General features: G+C 73.9%; 3 protein-coding genes. All 3 read right to left on the bottom strand.

Annotated features, from left to right (window positions below):
• Window position 1: 1 nt before the first annotated feature.
• From ACH4K4_RS29440 to ACH4K4_RS29430, 3 genes are read right to left on the bottom strand one after another with little or no spacing between them, the layout of a single operon-like run.
• Window positions 2-214 carry an MbtH family protein gene (locus tag ACH4K4_RS29440; RefSeq protein ID WP_360139608.1) on the bottom strand — a complete coding sequence of 71 codons (213 nt, stop codon included), beginning with the start codon at window positions 212-214 and terminating at the stop codon, window positions 2-4.
• Window positions 215-253: 39 nt separating this feature from the next.
• On the bottom strand, window positions 254-7,435 hold the full coding sequence (locus ACH4K4_RS29435) for an amino acid adenylation domain-containing protein (RefSeq protein WP_398171512.1): 7,182 nt from the start codon (window positions 7,433-7,435) through the stop codon (window positions 254-256).
• Complete coding sequence (locus ACH4K4_RS29430; protein WP_398171511.1) at window positions 7,432-18,378, bottom strand: amino acid adenylation domain-containing protein; 10,947 nt, start codon at window positions 18,376-18,378, stop codon at window positions 7,432-7,434. The genes ACH4K4_RS29435 and ACH4K4_RS29430 overlap by 4 nt, the downstream gene beginning before the upstream one ends.
• Window positions 18,379-18,384: the final 6 nt, after the last annotated feature.

Raw genomic sequence — 18,384 nt, 5'->3', positions numbered from 1 at the left:
ATCAGCCCTCCATGGCCGCCACGAGGCTCTTGGGGCGCATGTCGGTCCAGTTCTCGTTGACGTAGTCGAGGGCCGACTGCCGGTCGGTCTCCTTCAGGGCGACGGTCCAGCCCGCCGGCACCTCCGCGAAGGACGGCCACAGGGAATGCTGGCCCTCGTCGTTGACCAGTACGAGGTAGGTGCCTTCGGGGTCCTCGAACGGATTGGTACTCATCGTCGATCTCCTTGTCCCGTCTGCTTTCGCATGCGAACTTTACAACGCGCGGGCTAGTGAATTTCCTATACTCTCGACCACGTCCGGCCTGGTCATCATCTCACCGTGTTCGCAGTCGACCTCGTCGACCATGATTTCGCCGTCCACATGAGGTTTCCAGGCGGTCACGTTCAGCAGGCCCGCCAGCTCCTCCTCGGTCAGGCTCGCCCGCATTTCCGCGCCGATCCGGAGGGCGGCGACGAAGAGCACCTCGGCGCGTATCCGGTCGGGCCGGTGGCCGCGCATCAGGCGAATGTTGTTCACGTACATATCCCGGACGCGCAGGAATTCCTGCTCGTCCATCCGTATATCGGTCTTCCCGGCCTCGATCAGGTACTCGCGATAACGTCGCAGTACCGCGTCCTGGTCCGCCGCCAGTTCGTCGAAATCGAAGGCGAATCCGACGGCCCGGAGGTTGTTGGCCACGATCTCGGTCTCGTCGGGTTCCACGCCGTGCAGCTTCGGGTTCGGCGGGTACGTGTCGAGCAGGCAGAGCAGCTCGACCTCCTCGCCCTGCCGCTCCAGCGTGGCCACGACCGCGTGCGCGACCAGCCCGCCGAAGGACCAGCCCAGGACCCGGTAGGGGCCGGTGGGCTGCACCGTGCGCAGTTGCGCCGCGTAGTCCTCGGCCATCGCGGCCACCGACGCCGCGAACGGCGCCTCGCCGTCCAGGCCGCGGGCCTGGATGCCGTAGACCGGGACGTCGGCCGGGACGAAGGGGAGCAGCCGGGAGTAGCACCAGCTCAGGCCGCCGCCGGGGTGGACGCAGAAGAGCGGCGGCCGGGTGCCCGTGGACCGCAGGGGGATCAGTACGTCGAGCGAGGACCGCCCGCCGCCGGCCGCCTGCGGGCTCGCGGCGAGGCCCGCCACCGTGGGCGTCTCGAAGAGCTGCCGGACGGTGAGTTCCGTGCCCAGCTCGGCGCGGATGCGGGCGAGCAGCCGGGTGGCCAGCAGCGAGTGACCGCCCAGTTCGAAGAAGCTGTCGTCGATGCTCACCTCTTCCAGCCCGAGCGTTTCGGCGAACAGCCGGCACATCACGGCTTCCCGCTCGTCGCGGGCCGCCCGCCCCCGCGCCTCGGCCTCGGGTGCGGGCAGCGCGCGCCAGTCCAGCTTGCCGTGCGCGGTCAGCGGCAGCCGGTCCAGGACGACGAAGCCCGTCGGGACCATGTAGTCCGGCAGCGAGCGGGCGAGGTGCTCGCGCACCGGGGGGACGTCGAGTCCGGTGCCGTCCGCCGGGACCACGTACGCGACCAGCCTCTTGATGCCCGGGGAGTCCTCGCGCACCAGGACCGCGGCGCTCGCCACGGCCGGATGCCCCGCCAGCGCGGTCTCGATCTCGCCGGGCTCGATGCGAAAGCCCCGTATCTTGACCTGCCGGTCGGCGCGCCCCTGGTACTCCAGCTCGCCGTCCGGCGTCCAGCGGGCGACGTCCCCGGTGCGGTACATCCGCTCGCCCGCCGCACCGAAGGGGGACGGTACGAAGCGTTCCGCGGTGAGTCCCGGGCGGCGCAGGTAGCCGCGGGCCAGGGTGCGGCCCGCCAGGTACAGGTCGCCTCGCACGCCGGGCGGCACGGGGCGCAGCCGCTCGTCGAGCACGTAGCAGCGGCTGTTGTCGATCGGTGCGCCGATCGGGGGTGCCGCCGGCCACTCGCCGGGGTCCTCGGCCAGGGAGCCGGCCGTGACCACGTGGGATTCGCTGGGGCCGTAGTGGTTGCGCAGCCGCCGGCCCGGCCTGGCGAAGAACGACCGCATGGCCGCCGTCGGCACCAGCGCCTCACCGGCCTGGGCGACCTCCCGCAGCGCCGGCAGCTCCGCCCCCTGTTCCGTCGCCGCCTGGCAGAGGGCGTCGATCACCAGGTTGGGGGCGAACAGTTCGTTCACCTCGTGCCGGTGCAGCCACTGCACCATGGCGGCCGGGTCGGCGCGTACCGCCTCGGGGCAGACCACCAGCGTCCTGCCGGAGGTCAGGGCGGACAGCAGTTCCTGGAGGGAGACGTCGAAGCCGATCGCGGTGAACTGGGCGACGCGGGCGCCGGCCGGCGCGGGGGCCGTGCGCTCGTGCCAGGCCAGCAGGTTCACCAGCGGGCCCGCCGGCATGACCACGCCCTTCGGCCGCCCGGTCGATCCGGAGGTGAAGACGACGTACGCGGGGTGCTCGGGCGCGTACGCGGGGCGCTCCGCCGCGGTCAGGTCCGTGCCCGGCAGACCGCTCAGGGCGCGGTCCGCGTCCTCGGCCAGGACCACCGGGGTGGCCGGTCCCGGCGCCAGCCGTGCGGCCAGTCCGCGGCTGGTGATCACCGCGGCGGGCCCGGCCTCCTCCAGCATGTGGGCGATCCGGTCGTCGGGGTGCGCCGGGTCGACGGGGAGGTAGGCCGCGCCCGCCTTCAGTACGGCGAGGAGCGCCACGACCAGTTCCGGCGAGCGGGGCAGGGCGACCGCGACCAGGCGTTCCGGTCCGGCGCCCAGCGCCGCCAGGTGCCGGGCCAGCCGGTTCGCCCGGGTGTTGACGTCCGCGTACGAGAGCGCGATGCCGTCGCACTCGACCGCCGGGACGCCGGGGGTGCGGGCGGCCTGCCGTTCGAAGAGCCCGGCGGGCGAGAGCCGCTCGGCGGGTTCGTGCGCGGTGTCGTTCCAGCCGGTCAGCACGCGGTCCCGCTCCGCCTGCGTCAGGACGGGCAGCTCGGGGAGCGGCAGCCGGGCGTCGGCGACGGCGGCGGCCAGTACCCGCAGCAGCCGCTCGGTGATCGCCTGGGCGGTGTCCCGCTCGAAGAGGTCGGTGCTGAATTCCAGCGTGCCGCGCAGCGCCTGTTCCCGGCCGCCGGCCCGCTCCTCTTGGAATGCGAACAGCAGGTCGAACTTGGCGATGCCGAGCACGGCGTTCTGGTTCGCGCTCGCCACCAGCCCGGTGGTGTCGTCGGTCCGTTCGCCGATGTCCACCGTGTTGAACGTGAGCATGACCTGGAACAGCGGGTGCCGGGCGAGGGAGCGGCCGGGGTTGAGTACCTCGACCAGGCGTTCGAACGGCACGTCCTGGTGCGCGTACGCGGCCAGCGTGTTCTCCCTGACGCGGGCCACCAGCTCCTGGAACGTCGGGGCGCCCGAGGTGTCGGTACGCAGTACCAGGGTGTTGACGAAGAACCCCACCAGGCCCTCGACCGCCTCGTCCGTACGGCCCGCGACGGGCGTGCCCAGCGGCACGTCCGTGCCCGCGCCCAGCCGCGTCAGCAGCGCCGCGACCGCGGCCTGCACCACCATGAAGACGCTGGCGTTGCATTCGCGCGCCAGCGCGGCGAGTCCACGGTGCAGCTCCGGCGGGATCTCGAACGGCACGTTGCCGCCCCGGTGCGAGGCGACGGCCGGGCGCCGGTGGTCCGCCGGGAGCGGCAGCTCCTCGGGCAGGTCCGCCAACTCTTGCTTCCAGAGGGCCAGTTGGCGCGAGATCACGCTGTCCGGGTCGTCCTCGGAGCCGAGCACGTCCCGCTGCCACAGGCTGTAATCGGCGTACTGCGCCGGCAGTGGCGGCCACGCCGGTGCGGCGCCGGCGCGGCGTGCTTCGTACGCGGTGGTCAGTTCGCGCATCAGGATCGGCATCGACCAGGCGTCGCACGCGATGTGGTGCACCAGGACGAGCAGGACGCACTCGTCCTCGTCGAGTTCGAAAAGGTGGACGCGCAGCGGGGGTTCGGCCGTGAGGTCGAACGGGAGGCGGGCCGCTTCGCCGAGGCGTCCGGGCAGTTCGGGCTCGGACACCTGCGCCGTGCGTACGGCCGGTGCGGCCGCGTCCGGTTCGAGCACCACCTGATGTGGTTCGCCGGACCCCTCGTCGGGCTCGCGGAACACGGTCCGCAGGCTCTCGTGCCGGGCCGACACGTCCCGGAGCGCGAGCCGGAGGGCGTCGTGGTCCACGCCGCCGGTGAGCCGCAGCGCCGCCGGGACGTGGTACGTCGGGCTCGGCCCTTCCAGCTTGTCCAGGAACCACAGCCGCCGCTGCGCGAACGACAGCGGGATCCGGTCCGGCCTGGGCACGGCGGGCGTGACACCGGCGCGCGCTGCCCGGGCGCCGTCGAGGGCGGCGTCGAGGGCGGCCACCGTCCGGGTCTCGAACAGCGTCCGTACGGCGATGTCCCGGCCGAGTACCGACCGCACCCGGCTCACCAGCCGGATGGCGAGCAGCGAGTGGCCGCCGAGCTGGAAGAAGTCGTCGTCGATGCCGGCTTCGGCGACGCCCAGCACGTCGGCGAACAGCCCGCACAGGATCTCCTCGCGCGGGGTGCGCGGCCTGCGGCCCGCCGAGGTGGCGCCCTCCGGCGCGGGCAGGGCCTTGCGGTCGATTTTGCCGTTGGGGGTCAGCGGCAGCCCGTCCAGCTCCACGAACGCCGACGGCACCATGTAGTCCGGCAGGGATGCCGCGAGGCGGGTGCGCAGCGCGGCGGGGCCGGGGGCGGTGCCCGGCGCGGCCGGGACCACGTAGGCCACGATGCGCTTGTCGCCGGGCCGGTCCTCGCGGACGGCGGCGGTGCACCGGGCGACGCCGGGGCAGGCGGACAGGGCGGCCTCGACCTCGCCGAGTTCGATGCGGAAGCCGCGTACCTTCACCTGGCCGTCGGCGCGGCCGAGGAACTCCGTCTCACCGTCGGCCCGGCGCCGCACCACGTCCCCGGTGCGGTACATCCGCTCCCCCGGAGACCCGAACGGACACGGCACGAACCGCTCCGCCGTCAGCCCCGCACGCGCCCAATACCCGCGCGCCAGCCCGGCGCCCGCGACGTACAGCTCACCGGCCACACCCACCGGCACCGGGCGCAGCATCCCGTCCAGCACGTACACCCGCATGTTGTCCAACGGTCGCCCGACCGGCACCGTCACCGGCACCGCGTCGGCCGACGGCACGCGGTACGCCAACGCGATGGTCGTGACCTCCGTCGGCCCGTACGCGTCCACCACGGCGAGGCCCTCGCAGTGCTCCAAGAGCCGCCGCACCGCCCCGGCCGGCACCACGTCGCCGCCGGACCACACCTCGCGCACCCCGCGCAGCGTCTCCGGCGCCTCGTCCGCGACCAGCCCGAGCAGCCCCACCGACAGCAGGAGGCCCGTCACCTCGTGCTCGGCGACGGTCCGCGCGAGCACGGAGACGTCCATGTCACCGGGCGGCGCGACCACCACGCAGCCGCCCGACAGCAGCGGCACCCACAGCTCGTACGTCGACGCGTCGAACGCCAGCGGCGCATGCATCAGCACCCGCCGCTGGGCGCCGGTCGCCCACCGCGCGTCGGCCGCGAAGTCCACGATGCCGCGGTGGGTGATCGCCACGCCCTTCGGCGTGCCCGTCGAGCCGGAGGTGTACATCACGTACGCCACCTGGTCGGGCAGCACGGGCTCGAAGTCCGTCGCCGGTCCGTCCAGTTCGGCGGCGAAGAGCGCCGGTACGCCCAGCCGTCCGGCGCGGTCCACGCGGGACCGGTCCGTGAGCACGACGGCGGCGCCGGCCTCGGCCACGGCGTGCCGCATGCGGTCCTCCGGGCTGGAGTCGTGCAGCGGTACGTAGGCCGCGCCCGCCATGAGGATGCCCAGGACCGCGACCACGACGTCGGGCGAGCGTTCCATCAGCAGCGCCACCCGGTCGTCCCGGACGACGCCGTGCCGCCGCAGCCCGCGGGCCACGGCGGCGGCCCGCTCGTGCAGTTCGCGGTAGGTGTAGGCGGCCGTCCCGCCGCCGTCCGGCCGCGACCACCGTACGGCCACCGCCTCGGGGTGGGCGTCGGCGTAGGAGGCGACGAGTCCGGGCACGGAGCCGGCGGGCACCGGGCGCACCTCGCCTTCACCGGCCGCCAGCAGCGCGCGCACGCCGGCGGGCGCCAGGCCGTCGAAGGCGCCCACCGGGCGTTCGGGCTCGTCGGCCAGGGCCCGCAGGGCCCGCAGGAACTGGTCCGCGACGGCCTGCGCCTGCTCCGGGCCGAACAGGTCGGTCCGGTAGCCGAGCTTGCAGCCGATGCCGTCCCGGGGGGCGGCGACGAGGGTGAGCGCGTAGTGCGTCCCCTCGCGGGCCGTCGCGCCGGTGATCCTGGCGGCGTCGCCGGAGCCCTCGGCGGCCCCGGCGTCCTGCCCGGCCCTGGCGGTCGGGTAGTTCTCGTACACGAGCGCGGTGTCGAACAGCTCCCCCAGCCCGGCCTGGCTCTGGATGACGGCCAGGCTCAGGTACTGGTGGTCCAGCAGCCGCGCCTGCTCGGCCTGGACGCGGGTGAGCAGGGCGTGCAGGGACTCGCCGGGGCGCAGCCGTACGCGCAGCGGCACGGTGTTGATGAAGAGTCCCACCATGCCCTCGACGCCGGGCAGCTCCGGCGGGCGTCCGGAGACGGTCACGCCGAACACCACGTCGTGCGTGCCGGTCAGGCGGGCGAGCACCTGGGCCCAGGCGCCCTGCAGCACGGTGTTGAGGGTGACCCCGGCCTTCTTGGCGGTCTCCGCGAGGCGGTCGCACAGCACGGCGTCGAGGCCGAATTCGAGCCGGCCCTGCCCGCCCGCGTACGGTCCGGCGCCGGCGCCCAGCAGGGTCGGCTGTTCCAGCCCGGCCAGGGCTTCCCGCCACACCTGGCGGGTGCGGTCCTGGTCCTGCGCGCCGAGCCAGGCGAGGTAGTCCTTGTACGGCCGTACGGGAGGCAGCCCGTGCGGGTCGCCCTGGCTCGCGTACAGGGCCATGAGGTCGCGCATCACGAGGGGCAGCGACCAGCCGTCGATCAGGATGTGGTGCATGGTCAGCACCAGCCGGTGCAGCTCGTCGCCCAGTTTGAGCAGGGTGAACCGGATCAGCGGCGGCTTGGCCATGTCGAAGCGCCGCGCGGCGTCCTCGGCCGCGATGCGGTCCGCCTCGGCCGTCCGCTCCGCCGGGCCGAGACCGCTCAGGTCCGTCTCGTGCCAGGGCAGCCGGACCTCGCGGGGGACGAGCTGCACCGGGCGGCTGAGGCCCTGGTGGCGGAAGGCCACGCGCAGGCTGGGGTGCCTGGTCAGCAGCGCCTGCGCGGCGGCCTTCAGTGCGGCCGTGTCCAGCGCCCCGTCCACGTCCAGCGACCGCTGGATGACGTAGGTGTCGGGGCCGGCCTCCTCGTAGAGCGTGTGGAACAGCAGCCCTTCCTGGAGCGGGGCCAGAGGCAGAATGTCCTCGATCTTGCGTGAATTCCTGCTCACTCGTCCGTCTCCCAGTCAGCTTCCAGCAGATCGATCTCTGTCTGGTCCAGCTCGGTCAGTGCGACGTCGGACGGGGTGAAGCCGCCGGCGTCCGCGTGGTCCGCGTGCCGTGCCATTCCTTCCAGCGCCCGGAACCACCCGTCGGCCAGCTCCTGTACGGCGTCGGCCGGCAGCAGGTCCCCCGCCCAGGTCCACTCGGCGACCAGGCGGGGTCCCTCGGGCCCCACGACGGTCCGGGCGTTGACCTCGACGACGTGGGCCAGGGGGGTGCGCGGGTCCGTACCGGCGAGGCCGACGCCACCGGGCACCAGGCCGAAGTCCGCGGCCTCGCCGTCCCCCGCGGCGAACCCGCCGCCGAACCGGCCGAGGTAGTTGAACCCGATCTGCGGCGCGGCGAAGGCCGCCAGGGTCTGCCGCGTCTCCTGGTTGAGGTGGCGCAGGAGCCCGTAGCCCATGCCGTTGTCGGGGACCGCACGCAGCTGTTCCTTGATCCGCTTCAGCACCTCGCCGGCTGCCGGGCCGCCTTCCAGCGCCTCGGCCCGGTCGAAGGCCCCCGGTGCGAGCCGTACCGGGTAGATGCTGGTGAACCACCCGACGGTACGGGACAGGTCGGCGCCCGGTACGACGGTCTCCTCCCGGCCGTGGCCCTCAAGGTCGATCAGCGCTCCGTCGCCGATGCCGCGCCAGCCGTGCGCCGCCACCGCGAAGGCGGCGAGCAGCACGTCGTTGACGCCCGCGTGGAAGGCCGTGGGCACCCGCGTCAGGACCGCCTCGGTGACCTCGGGCGGCAGCGTCAGCGACGTCCGCTCGGCCGTGCCGTAGGTGTCCAGCGCGGGGTCCAGCGGCCGTTCGCCGAGGAGCGGGCCCGGCTTGTGCACCATGTCGATCCACAGCGGCAGCTCGGCGGCGCGTGCGGGTTCGTGCGCGGCCTCGGACAGGCGCGTCGCCCAGTGCCGCAGCGACGTGCCGACCGGCTCCAGGTCCGCTTCCCGCCCGTCGGCGGTCCGCTGCCACGCCTGCGCGAGGTCGGGCAGCAGGATCCGCCAGGACACCCCGTCCACCACCATGTGGTGCAGCACCAGCAGCAGCGCTCCGGCGCGGCCGGCGCCCCGGTCGAACCAGACCGCGCGCAGCATGCGGCCCGCTTCCGGGGACAGTTCCCGGCGTGCCGTCGTGCCGTGTCCGGCCATCACCGTCGGCAGGTCCGCTTCGGCCGTCGCCGAGACGTCGACGCGGGTGAGCAGGTCACGGGCGGCCACGGAGCCGGGCCCTGTCACCTCGAAGGAGGTGCCGTCCGTCCGGCGCAGCCGCAGGGCGTCGTGGTGGTCGACGACGGCCTGGAGCGCCGTGGCGAGGGCCTCCGTGGTGGCGCCCACCGGTGTCGTCACCGCCATGGACTGGTTGAACTCGTCGGTCGGCCCGCCCTTTTCGAGCAGCCACCGCAGGATCGGGGTGGCCGGCAGGGTGCCGGCACCGCCGGTGTCCTCCGGTGCCGCGTCGTGGTCGCCGGACGTGCTCACCGCGGCGAGCGCGGCGGCCGTGCGGTACTCGAAGATGTCGCGTACGGCCAGGGTCAGCCCCGCGCGGCGGGCCTTGCCGACCAGTTGGATCGACAGGATGCTGTCGCCACCGAGTTCGAAGAACCCGTCGTCCACGCCGACCTCGGGGAGACCGAGCACCTCGGCGAAGAGCCCGCACAGGACTTCTTCGCGCTGGTTGCGCGGCCGGGTCGTGCCCGCCGTGACGCGCTGTTCAGGAGCGGGCAGCGCCTTGCGGTCCAGCTTGCCGTTGGTGGTCAGCGGCAGCTCGGCGAGCGGGACCACGGCCGACGGCACCATGTAGTCGGGCAGGCTCTCCCCGAGGTGCTTGCGGACCGCCGCCAGGTCGGCCGACGCCGGCTCCTCCGGCACCACGTAGGCCACCAGGCGCCGGTGCCCCGGCTGGTCCTCGCGGACGAGCACGGCGCTCTGGACGACGCCCGGGGTGCGGGCCAGGGCGGATTCGATCTCGCCGAGTTCGATGCGGAAGCCGCGCACCTTCACCTGTTCGTCGGCGCGGCCGACGTAGGACAGGGTGCCGTCGGCGCGGCGGCGTCCGACGTCGCCGGTCCGGTACATCCGCGCGCCGTGCCCGTGGAACGGGCAGGCCACGAACCGCTCGGCGGTGAGCCCGGCGCGCTGGAGGTAGCCGCGGGCCAGGCCTGGGCCCGCCACGTACAGCTCGCCCCGCACGCCGGCGGGCACCGGTTGCAGGTGCTCGTCGAGCAGGTAGACCCGCAGGTCCGGCAGGCCCAGGCCGATCAGGCTGCGGGACTGCGTCGCGGCGGTCTCCCGGTCCAGGGCGAGGAAGCTGACGTGCACGGTCGTCTCGGTGATGCCGTACATGTTGACGAGCCGCGGCGCGTCGTCCGCGTGGCGTGCGTACCAGTCGTCGAGACGGTTCAGGTCGAGCGCCTCGCCGCCGAAGACGACGTACCGCAGGGCCAGGGAGCGGCCCACGTCCGGGGCTTCCCGGTCGGCCTGCATGAGCTGGTAGAAGGCGGACGGGGTCTGGTTGAGGACCGTCACCTTCTCCCGGGCCAGCAGTTCCAGGAAGTCGGCGGGCGAACGGCTCACCTCGTGGCTGACGACGACCAGCTTCCCGCCGTGCAGCAGCGGCCCCCACAGCTCCCACACCGAGAAGTCGAAGGCGAAGGAGTGGAACAGGGTCCAGACGTCGTCGTGGCCGAAGCCGAACTGCGGCTCGGTGGTGGTGAAGAGCCGGTCGACGTTGTCGTGGGTGACCACGACGCCCTTGGGCCGGCCGGTGGACCCGGAGGTGTAGATGACGTACGCGGGGTGCTCGGGGCGCAGGGCGCATGTCCGCTCGGCGTCGGTGAGGTCGCCGTCGTCCGCCGGGCCGGCGGTGTCGCCGGCCTCGTCCACGAGGAGCAGCGGGACGCCGTGCGCGGGCAGCCGCTCCGCCTGTTCCGCGGAGCTGAGCACGACCGCAGGAGACGCGTCGTCGAGCATGAACGTGATGCGCTCGGCCGGGTAGTCCGCGTCGATGGGGACGTACGCGCCGCCGGCCTTGAGCACGCCGAGGATGGCGACGACCGTCTCCGCGGAGCGGGGCAGCGCGATCGCGGCGAACTGCTCGGGGCCGAAGCCGCGGGCGCGCAGGCGCCGCGCGAGCCGGTTGGCCCGGGTGTTGAGTTCGGCGTAGCTGTACGCGGTGTCCTCGAAGACGACCGCGGTGGCGTCCGGTGTGCGCGCCGCCTGCTGTTCGAAGCGGTCCGGCAGGCACCGCGGGGTCCGCGCCCCGTCGGTCCCGTTCCAGCCGACGAGCAGGCGCTCGCGCTCCGCTGGGTCGAGGACGTCCAGCTCGCCGAGCCTGCGGGTGGGGTCGGCCGCCACGGCTTCGAGGACCCGCAGCAGCCGCTCCACCATGGACCGGACGGTCCCGGCGTCGAACAGGTCGGTGCTGTACTCGATCATTCCGCCGATGCCGGCGGCGTCCGTGCCGGTACGCCGCAGCTCGGTGAAGCCGAAGAGCAGGTCGAACTTGGCGGAGCCGGTGTGCACCTCCTCCCGGCGCAGCGTGAGCCCCGTGTTCGGTACGGAGCCGCTCGCCCGGTGGTCGGCGGTGTTGTTGTAGTTGAGCATCACCTGGAAGAGCGGGTGCCGGGCGAGCGAGCGTTCCGGGGCGAGCGCGTCCACGAGCCGCTCGAAGGGCACGTCCTGGTGCTCGTACGCGGCCAGGTCGGTCCGCCGGACCCGTTCCACCAGTTCGCGGAACGTGGGGTTGCCCGAGATGTCGGTGCGCAGCACCAGCGTGTTGACGAAGATGCCGACGATGCTTTCGAGCGCGTCGTCCGTGCGTCCGGCGATGGTGCTGCCCAGCGGGATGTCGGTGCCGGCCCCCAGCTTGCCCAGCAGGGTGGCCACCGCGGCCTGGACGACCATGAAGGGGCTGACCCCGGCGTCGCGGGCCAGGGCGAGCAGCCGCCGGTGCAGGGCGGCGGAGACCTCGAAGGTCACGAGGTTTCCCCGGCCGTCGGAGACCGCGGGGCGCGGCCGGTCGAGCGGCAGGTCGAGTTCGTCCGGGAGGTCCGCCAGGGTGTCCTTCCAGTGGGCGAGCTGGCGGGAGAGTTCGCTGCCGGGGTCGTCCTCGGAGCCGAGGGCGTCCCGCTGCCAGAGGCTGTAGTCGCCGTACTGGACCGGCAGCGGCTCCCAGCCGGGCGCGTCGCCCGCGGCGCGGGCCGCGTACGCCGCGACGAGGTCGTCCGTCAGCAGGGGCATCGACCAGGCGTCGCCGGCGATGTGGTGGACGAGCAGGAGCAGTACGTGCTCGTCGCCGACCCGGAAGAGCTCGATGTGCAGGGGCGGGTCGGTGGCCAGGTTGAACCGGTGGCGGGCGGCCTCGCCGAGCCGGGCGGCGAGTTCGTCCTCCGGCACGGGCACCGCGGTGACGGCCGGCCACTCGGCGGCGTCCAGGACGACCTGGAAGGGACCGTCGGCGTCGTCGCCGATCACGGTGCGCACGCTCTCGTGCCGCGCGACGACGTCGCCGAGGGCCGAGCGCAGGGCGTCCAGGTCGAGCGGCCCGGTGAGCCGCAGGGCCAGCGGGAGGTTGTACGCGGCGCTGGGCCCGTGCAGGCGGTCGATGAACCACAGGCGCCGCTGCGCGAACGACAGCGGCACCCGCCGCGGCCTGGGTACGGCGGCCGTGACGCGCGGCCTGGCGGCCCGGCCGGCGTGCGAGGCCAGCGCCGCGGCGAAGCCGGCGACGGTCGGCGTCTCGAACAGCTGGCGTACCGGGATCTCCACGTCGAGGGCGGAGCGGACGCGGCTGACCAGACGGGTGGCCAGCAGCGAGTGCCCGCCCAGCTCGAAGAACCCGTCGTCGATGCCGATGTCGTCGAGCCCGAGGACGTCGGCGAAGAGCGTGCACAGGAGCCCTTCGCGTTCGTCGCGCGGGAGCCGGCGGGCCCGCGGCGCCTCGGGGCCGGGCGCGGGCAGCGCACCGCGGTCCACCTTGCCGTTCGGGGTGTACGGCAGTTCGTCGAGCCGGACGAAGGCGGACGGCACCATGTAGTCCGGCAGCCGGGCCGCCAGGTGCTCGCGGACGGCGGCCTGGGCCGGCTGCCCGACGAGGTAGGCGACGATCCGCTTGTCGCCGGGCCGGTCCTCCCGTACGGCGACGGCGCAGCGCTCCACGTCCGGGTGGGCGAGCAGCGCCGACTCGATCTCGCCGATCTCGATCCGGAAGCCGCGCACCTTGACCTGCTGGTCGGTGCGCCCGATGTAGGACAGGGCGCCGTCCGGAGTCCACCGGACGAGGTCGCCGGTGCGGTACATGCGGGTGCCGGGCGGCCCGTGCGGGCAGGCCACGAAGCGTTCGGCGGTCAGGTCGTGGCGGCCGAGGTAGCCGCGCGCGAGTCCGTCACCCGCGATGTACAGGTCGCCCGGCACGCCGGGCGGCACCGGGTTCAGCCGCTCGTCGAGCACGTACACCTGGGTGTTGCCGATGGGTCCGCCGATCAGCACGGGCGCGTCGGCGGCGAGTTCGGCGGCGGTCGACCAGATGGTCGTCTCGGTCGGGCCGTACAGGTTCGTCACGGACCGCGCCCCGGCGACCAGCCGCCGGGCGGCCTCGCCCGGCAGGGCCTCGCCGCCGACGAGCACCCGGACGCCGGACAGGTCGGGCCGTTCGTCGAGGACCGCCTGCCACAGGCTCGGGGTCGCCTGCATGTGCGTGGCACCGGAGGACCGCAGGAGGCCGGCCAGCGCGGCCGCGTCGCGTACGTCGTCGGGTGCCGCGAGCACCACGGCGGCCCCGCGCAGCAGGGGGAGGAACAGTTCGAGACCGGCGATGTCGAAGCCGACCGTGGTCACCGCGAGCAGCCGGTCCCCCGGACCGAGCGGGAAGCGTTCCTCCATGGTGGCGAGGAAGTTCGCCAGCGCGCTGTCGGGTACGGCCACGCCCTTGGGGCGGCCGGTCGAGCCGGAGGTGAAGATGGTGTAGGCGACCCGCTCCGGCCACCGGCGGGCCGGCAGGGCCCCGGCAGGGGCCTCGCCGGCGTCCGCTTCGGGCGTCGTCCACGGGCAGCCGGCGGGCAGGCGCGCGGCCAGGCCGTCCGTGGTGACCGCCAGGACGGGACCGGCGTCCTCGAAGACCATGCCGATCCGGTCGGCCGGGTACTCCGGGTCGACGGGCAGGTAGCCCGCGCCGGTCTTCAGTACGGCGAGCATGGCGACGACCAGTTCGGCCGAGCGCGGCAGCAGAAGGGCGACGAGCCGTTCGGGTGCCGCGCCGCGGGCGTGCAGCCGCCGGGCCAACCGGTCGGCGGCGGCATCGAGTTCGGCGTAGCTGAGACCGGTGTCCCGGAACGTGACGGCGGTGGCGTCCGGCGTCCGCGCGGCCTGCGCCTCGAACCGGTCGATCACCGAGCCGGCCGGTACCGTCAGCGCGGTGTCGTTCCAGCCGGCCAGCACGCGCCGGCGCTCGTCCGCGCCCAGGACGTCGTACCGGTCGATGGAACGGTCCGGGTCGTCGGCGATCTCCGTGAGCAGCCGGGACAGCCACCGCGCCAGGGACTCGGCGGTCGAGCGGTCGAACAGGTCGGCGCTGAACTCCACGCCGCCCCGCAGCCCGGCGGGCCCGCCGTCGGCGCCCACCCGCTCGGTGAAGCCGAAGAGCAGGTCGAACTTGGCGATCCCGGTGCCGACGCGCGGCGTGGTCACCCGGAGGCCGTCGAGTGCCGAGGCGGCCGCGGTGATCTCCTGCGTGTCGTTGTTGTCGAACGACAGCATCACCTGGAAGAGCGGGTGCCGGGCGAGCGAACGCGCCGGGTTGAGCACCTCCACCAGCCGCTCGAACGGCACGTCCTGGTTGCCGAAGGCGGCCAGGTCCGCCTGGCGCACCCGGTCCACGAGGTCGCGGAACACGGGGGTGCCCGAGGTGTCGGTGCGCAGCACCAGCGTGTTGACGAAGAGGCCGACGACGTCGTCCACGGCGTCGTCGCCGCGCCCGGCCACCGGGGTGCCGAGGGGGATGTCGCTGCCCGCACCCAGCTTGGACAGCAGGGTGGCCACGGCCGCCTGCACCACCATGAACACGCTCGCGCCGCACGCGCCGGCCACGGCCCGCAGCTTCGCGTGGGTGTCGGCGGGCAGCTCGAACGGCACGGTGCCGCCCCGGTAGGACGCCTCGGACGGCCGCGGCCTGTCCACGGGGAGCGGCAGCTCCTCCGGCAGGCCGTCCAGGGCCGACTTCCAGAAGGCGAGCTGCTGCGATATCTCGCTGCCGGGGTCGTCCTCGGAGCCGAGGACCTCCCGCTGCCAGAGGCTGTAGTCCGCGTACTGCACGGGCAGCGGCTCCCACTCGGGGGCACGTCCCGCGGTGCGCGCGACGTACGCGGTGACCAGGTCGCGCATCATGCGCGGCATGGACCAGCCGTCGCCGGCGATGTGGTGGACGAGGACGAGCAGGGCGTGCTCGTCGGGGGCCGACCGGAACAGGGTGACGCGCAGCGGCGGTTCCCCCGCGAGGTCGAAGCCGTGCCGTACGGCCCGGTCCAGTTCCGCGTCGAGCGCGGCCCCGTCGACGGGCACCACCGCGAGCCGGGGCGCGCTCTCCGCGAGCAGCACCTGGCGGGGGCCTTCGGCGTCCTCGGTGAAGACCGTACGCAGGATCTCGTGGCGGGCCACCACGTCGGCGAGGGCCGCCTCCAGCGCCGGCACGTCGAGCGTGCCGGACAGCCGCAGCGCGACGGGGATGTTGTAGGTCGGGCTGGGCCCGGAGAAGCGGTCGAGGAACCACAGGCGCTGCTGGGCGTAGGAGAGCGGTACGCGGTCCGGGCGGGGCACCATCGCGGTGACGCCCCTTCTGGCGGGCGCCGCGGCGTCCAGCCGGGCGGCGATCCCGGCCACCGTCGGCGCCTCGAACACCGTACGCACCTCAAGGTCCACGCCGAGCTGGGTCCGTATCCGGTTGACCAGCCGGGCGGCCAGCAGCGAGTGGCCGCCGAGGGCGAAGAAGCCGGCGTCGATGCCCACTTCCTCACCGGCGGGCAGGCCCAGCAGTTCGGCGAAGAGGGCACACAGCTGCCGCTCCCGCGCCGTGCGCGGCGCACGCGCCGCCGGGCCGTCCGTACCGGGCACCGGCAGGGCACGGTGGTCCAGCTTGCCGTTGGGGGTCAGCGGCAGGGCGTCGACGGGCACGAGCACGGCCGGAACCAGGTGGTCCGGCAGCAGCCCGCCGAGGTGGCCGAGCAGCTCGTCGGTGTCCACCGCGCCGGCGGCCGGGACCACGTAGCCGACCAGGCGCCGGTTGCCCGGCTGGTCCCCGCGCACCAGCACGGCGGCCTGCGCGACGCTGTCGTGGCCGGTCAGGGCCGCTTCGATCTCGCCCGGCTCGATGCGGACGCCGCGCACCTTGAACTGCGCGTCGGCGCGGCCGAGGTACTCCAGCTCCCCCGCGCCGTTCCAGCGGGCCACGTCACCGGTGCGGTACAGGCGTCCGCCCGGGGTGAACGGGTCGGCGACGAAACGCTCGGCGGTCAGCCCCGGCCGGTTCAGGTAGCCCCTGGCGAGGCACGCGCCGGCGAGGTACAGCTCGCCCGCCACGCCCGGCGCGACGGGGTTCAGCGCCTCGTCGAGCACATAGGCGCGGGTGTTGGCGATGGGCCGGCCCACCGCGGGGGCCACGGGCCAGTCGGCCGGGTCCTGCGGCAGGGTGGCGGCGGTGACGACGTGGGTCTCCGCCGGCCCGTAGTGGTTGTGCAGCCGCCGCGGCGCGCCGCCGCGGGCGAACAGGTCGCGCATCGCGCCGGTCGGCACCAGGGCCTCGCCGGCCTGCGCCACATCGGTCAGTCCGGCCAGCGCGGTGCCCTGCTCGACGGCGGCCGCGTACAGGGCGTCCAGGACGGTCTGCGGCGCGTACAGCTCGGCGACGCGGGAGTCCTCCAGCCAGGTGGCCAGGGCGTGCGGGTCGCGGCGTACGTGCTCGGGGCAGACCATCAGCGTCTTGCCCGCCAGGAGCGCCGACAGCATCTCCTGTACGGACACGTCGAAGCTGGGCGCGGTGAACTGGGCGACGCGCCGCCCCGCCTCGCCGGGCACGGCCTCGTGATGCCAGGTGAGCAGGTTCAGCAGCGCGCCGCCGGGCATCACGATGCCCTTGGGCCGCCCTGTCGAACCGGAGGTGTAGATCACGTACGCGGGGTGTTCCGGCCGGACCGGCGGAGTGTCCAGGGGGGACGCGTCGAGGGCGGCCCAGGCCGGGTCCGCGCCGTCGGCCACCACACAGCGGTGCCCGCCGGGAAGCCGCTCGGCCAGTTCGCCGCTGGTCAGCACGAGCGCCGGCGCGGCGTCCTCCAGCATGAAGCGGATGCGCTCGTCCGGGTACTCGGGGTCGACCGGCAGGTAGGCGGCGCCCGCCTTGAGGACGGCGAGCAGCGCGACGGCCTGGGTGGCCGAGCGCGGCAGCGCGACGGCGACGAAGCTCTCGGGTCCGGCGCCGAGGCCGGTGAGGTGGCGGGCCAGCCGGTTGGACTCCGCGTCGAGTTCGGCGTAGGTGAGGCCGGCCCCGTCGTACTCCACGGCCGTGACGCCGGGCGTACGCGCCGCCTGCGCGCCGAAGAGCGCGGGAACCGACGTGCCCGGCAGGTCGCGGACGGTGCCGTGCCACTCGTCGAGTACCCGCCGCCGTTCGTCCGCTCCGAGGACGTCGATACGGCTGAGCGGCGTGCCGGGATCGGCCACGACGGCGTCGAGGACGCGGATCAGCCGGTCGGCGACGAGCTGAACGGTCCGGCGGTCGAACAGGTCGGTGGCGAACTCCACCGTGAGGTTGAGCCCGGAGGGCCGGCCTTCGCCGTCCACCCGCTCGTAGAAGCCGAAGAGCAGGTCGAACTTGGAGATGCCCAGGGCAGAGTTCTCCCCCCGGACGGTGAGTCCGGGCAGCCGGCCGACGGCGTCGAGAGCGGCGCGGTCGTCGATGTTGTTGAAGGAGAGCATCACCTGGAACAGCGGGTGCCGGGCCAGGGAACGCGTCGGGTTGAGAACCTCCACCAGCCGCTCGAACGGCACGTCCTGGTGCGCGTACGCGGCGAGCGCGCCTTCACGCACCCGGCCCACGGTCTCCCGGAACGTCGGGTCGCCCGATACGTCCGTCCGCAACACCAGCGTGTTCACGAAGAACCCGACCAGCTCCTCGACGGCGTCGTCCGTACGGCCCGCCACCGGCGTACCGAGCGGCACATCCGTACCCGCACCCAGCTTCGACAGCAGCACCGCCACCGCCGCCTGCACCACCATGAACACGCTCGCCCGGCACTCCCTGGCGAGCCCGGCGAGGGGCTCGTGCACCGACGCCGGGATCTCCACGGTGATCTGGTCACCACGGTGGGTCGGGGTCGCCGGCCTCGGCCGGTCCCAGGGAAGGGACAGCTCGTCCGGTACGTCCGCCAACGCCTCGCGCCAGAAGTCGAGTTGCGCGGCGATCGCACTGCCGGCGTCGTCCTCCGACCCCAGCACGTCCCGCTGCCACAGGCTGTAGTCCGCGTACTGCACCGGCAGCGGCGCCCAGTCCGGAGCCGTGCCGCCGCTGCGCGCGAGGTACGCGACGCTCAGGTCACGCGCGATGATCGGGAGCGACCACCCGTCACCGGCGATGTGGTGCACGAGCAGAAGCAGCACATGGCTGTCCTCGGCCAGCTCGAACACCGTCACGTGCAGGGGAATGTCCGTGGCCAGGTCGAATACATGGCTGACGGCCTCGTCCAGCTCGGCGGGCAGCCGGTCCTCGGTGGTCCGGACCGTCCGCGGAGACACGCTGACACCGGCCGGGTCCAGCACGATCTGGTGGGGTCCCTGATCGTCCTCCGCGAAGACCGTACGCAGGCTCTCGTGCCGCGCCACCACGTCATTCAACGCACCAGCCAACGCCTCAAGGTCCAACTCACC

Source organism: Streptomyces sp. NPDC017529 (assembly GCF_044329785.1).
In the GTDB taxonomy this organism is placed as follows: Bacteria; Actinomycetota; Actinomycetes; order Streptomycetales; family Streptomycetaceae; genus Streptomyces.
Note: the sequence above shows the minus strand (reverse complement) of the source record. Positions and strands in the feature narration are given on the sequence as shown.

What these genes read in the sequence shown, in the direction of transcription:
- ACH4K4_RS29440 (WP_360139608.1), bottom strand. Translation starts at nt 214, where the DNA reads ATGAGTACCAATCCGTTCGAGGACCCCGAAGGCACCTACCTCGTACTG.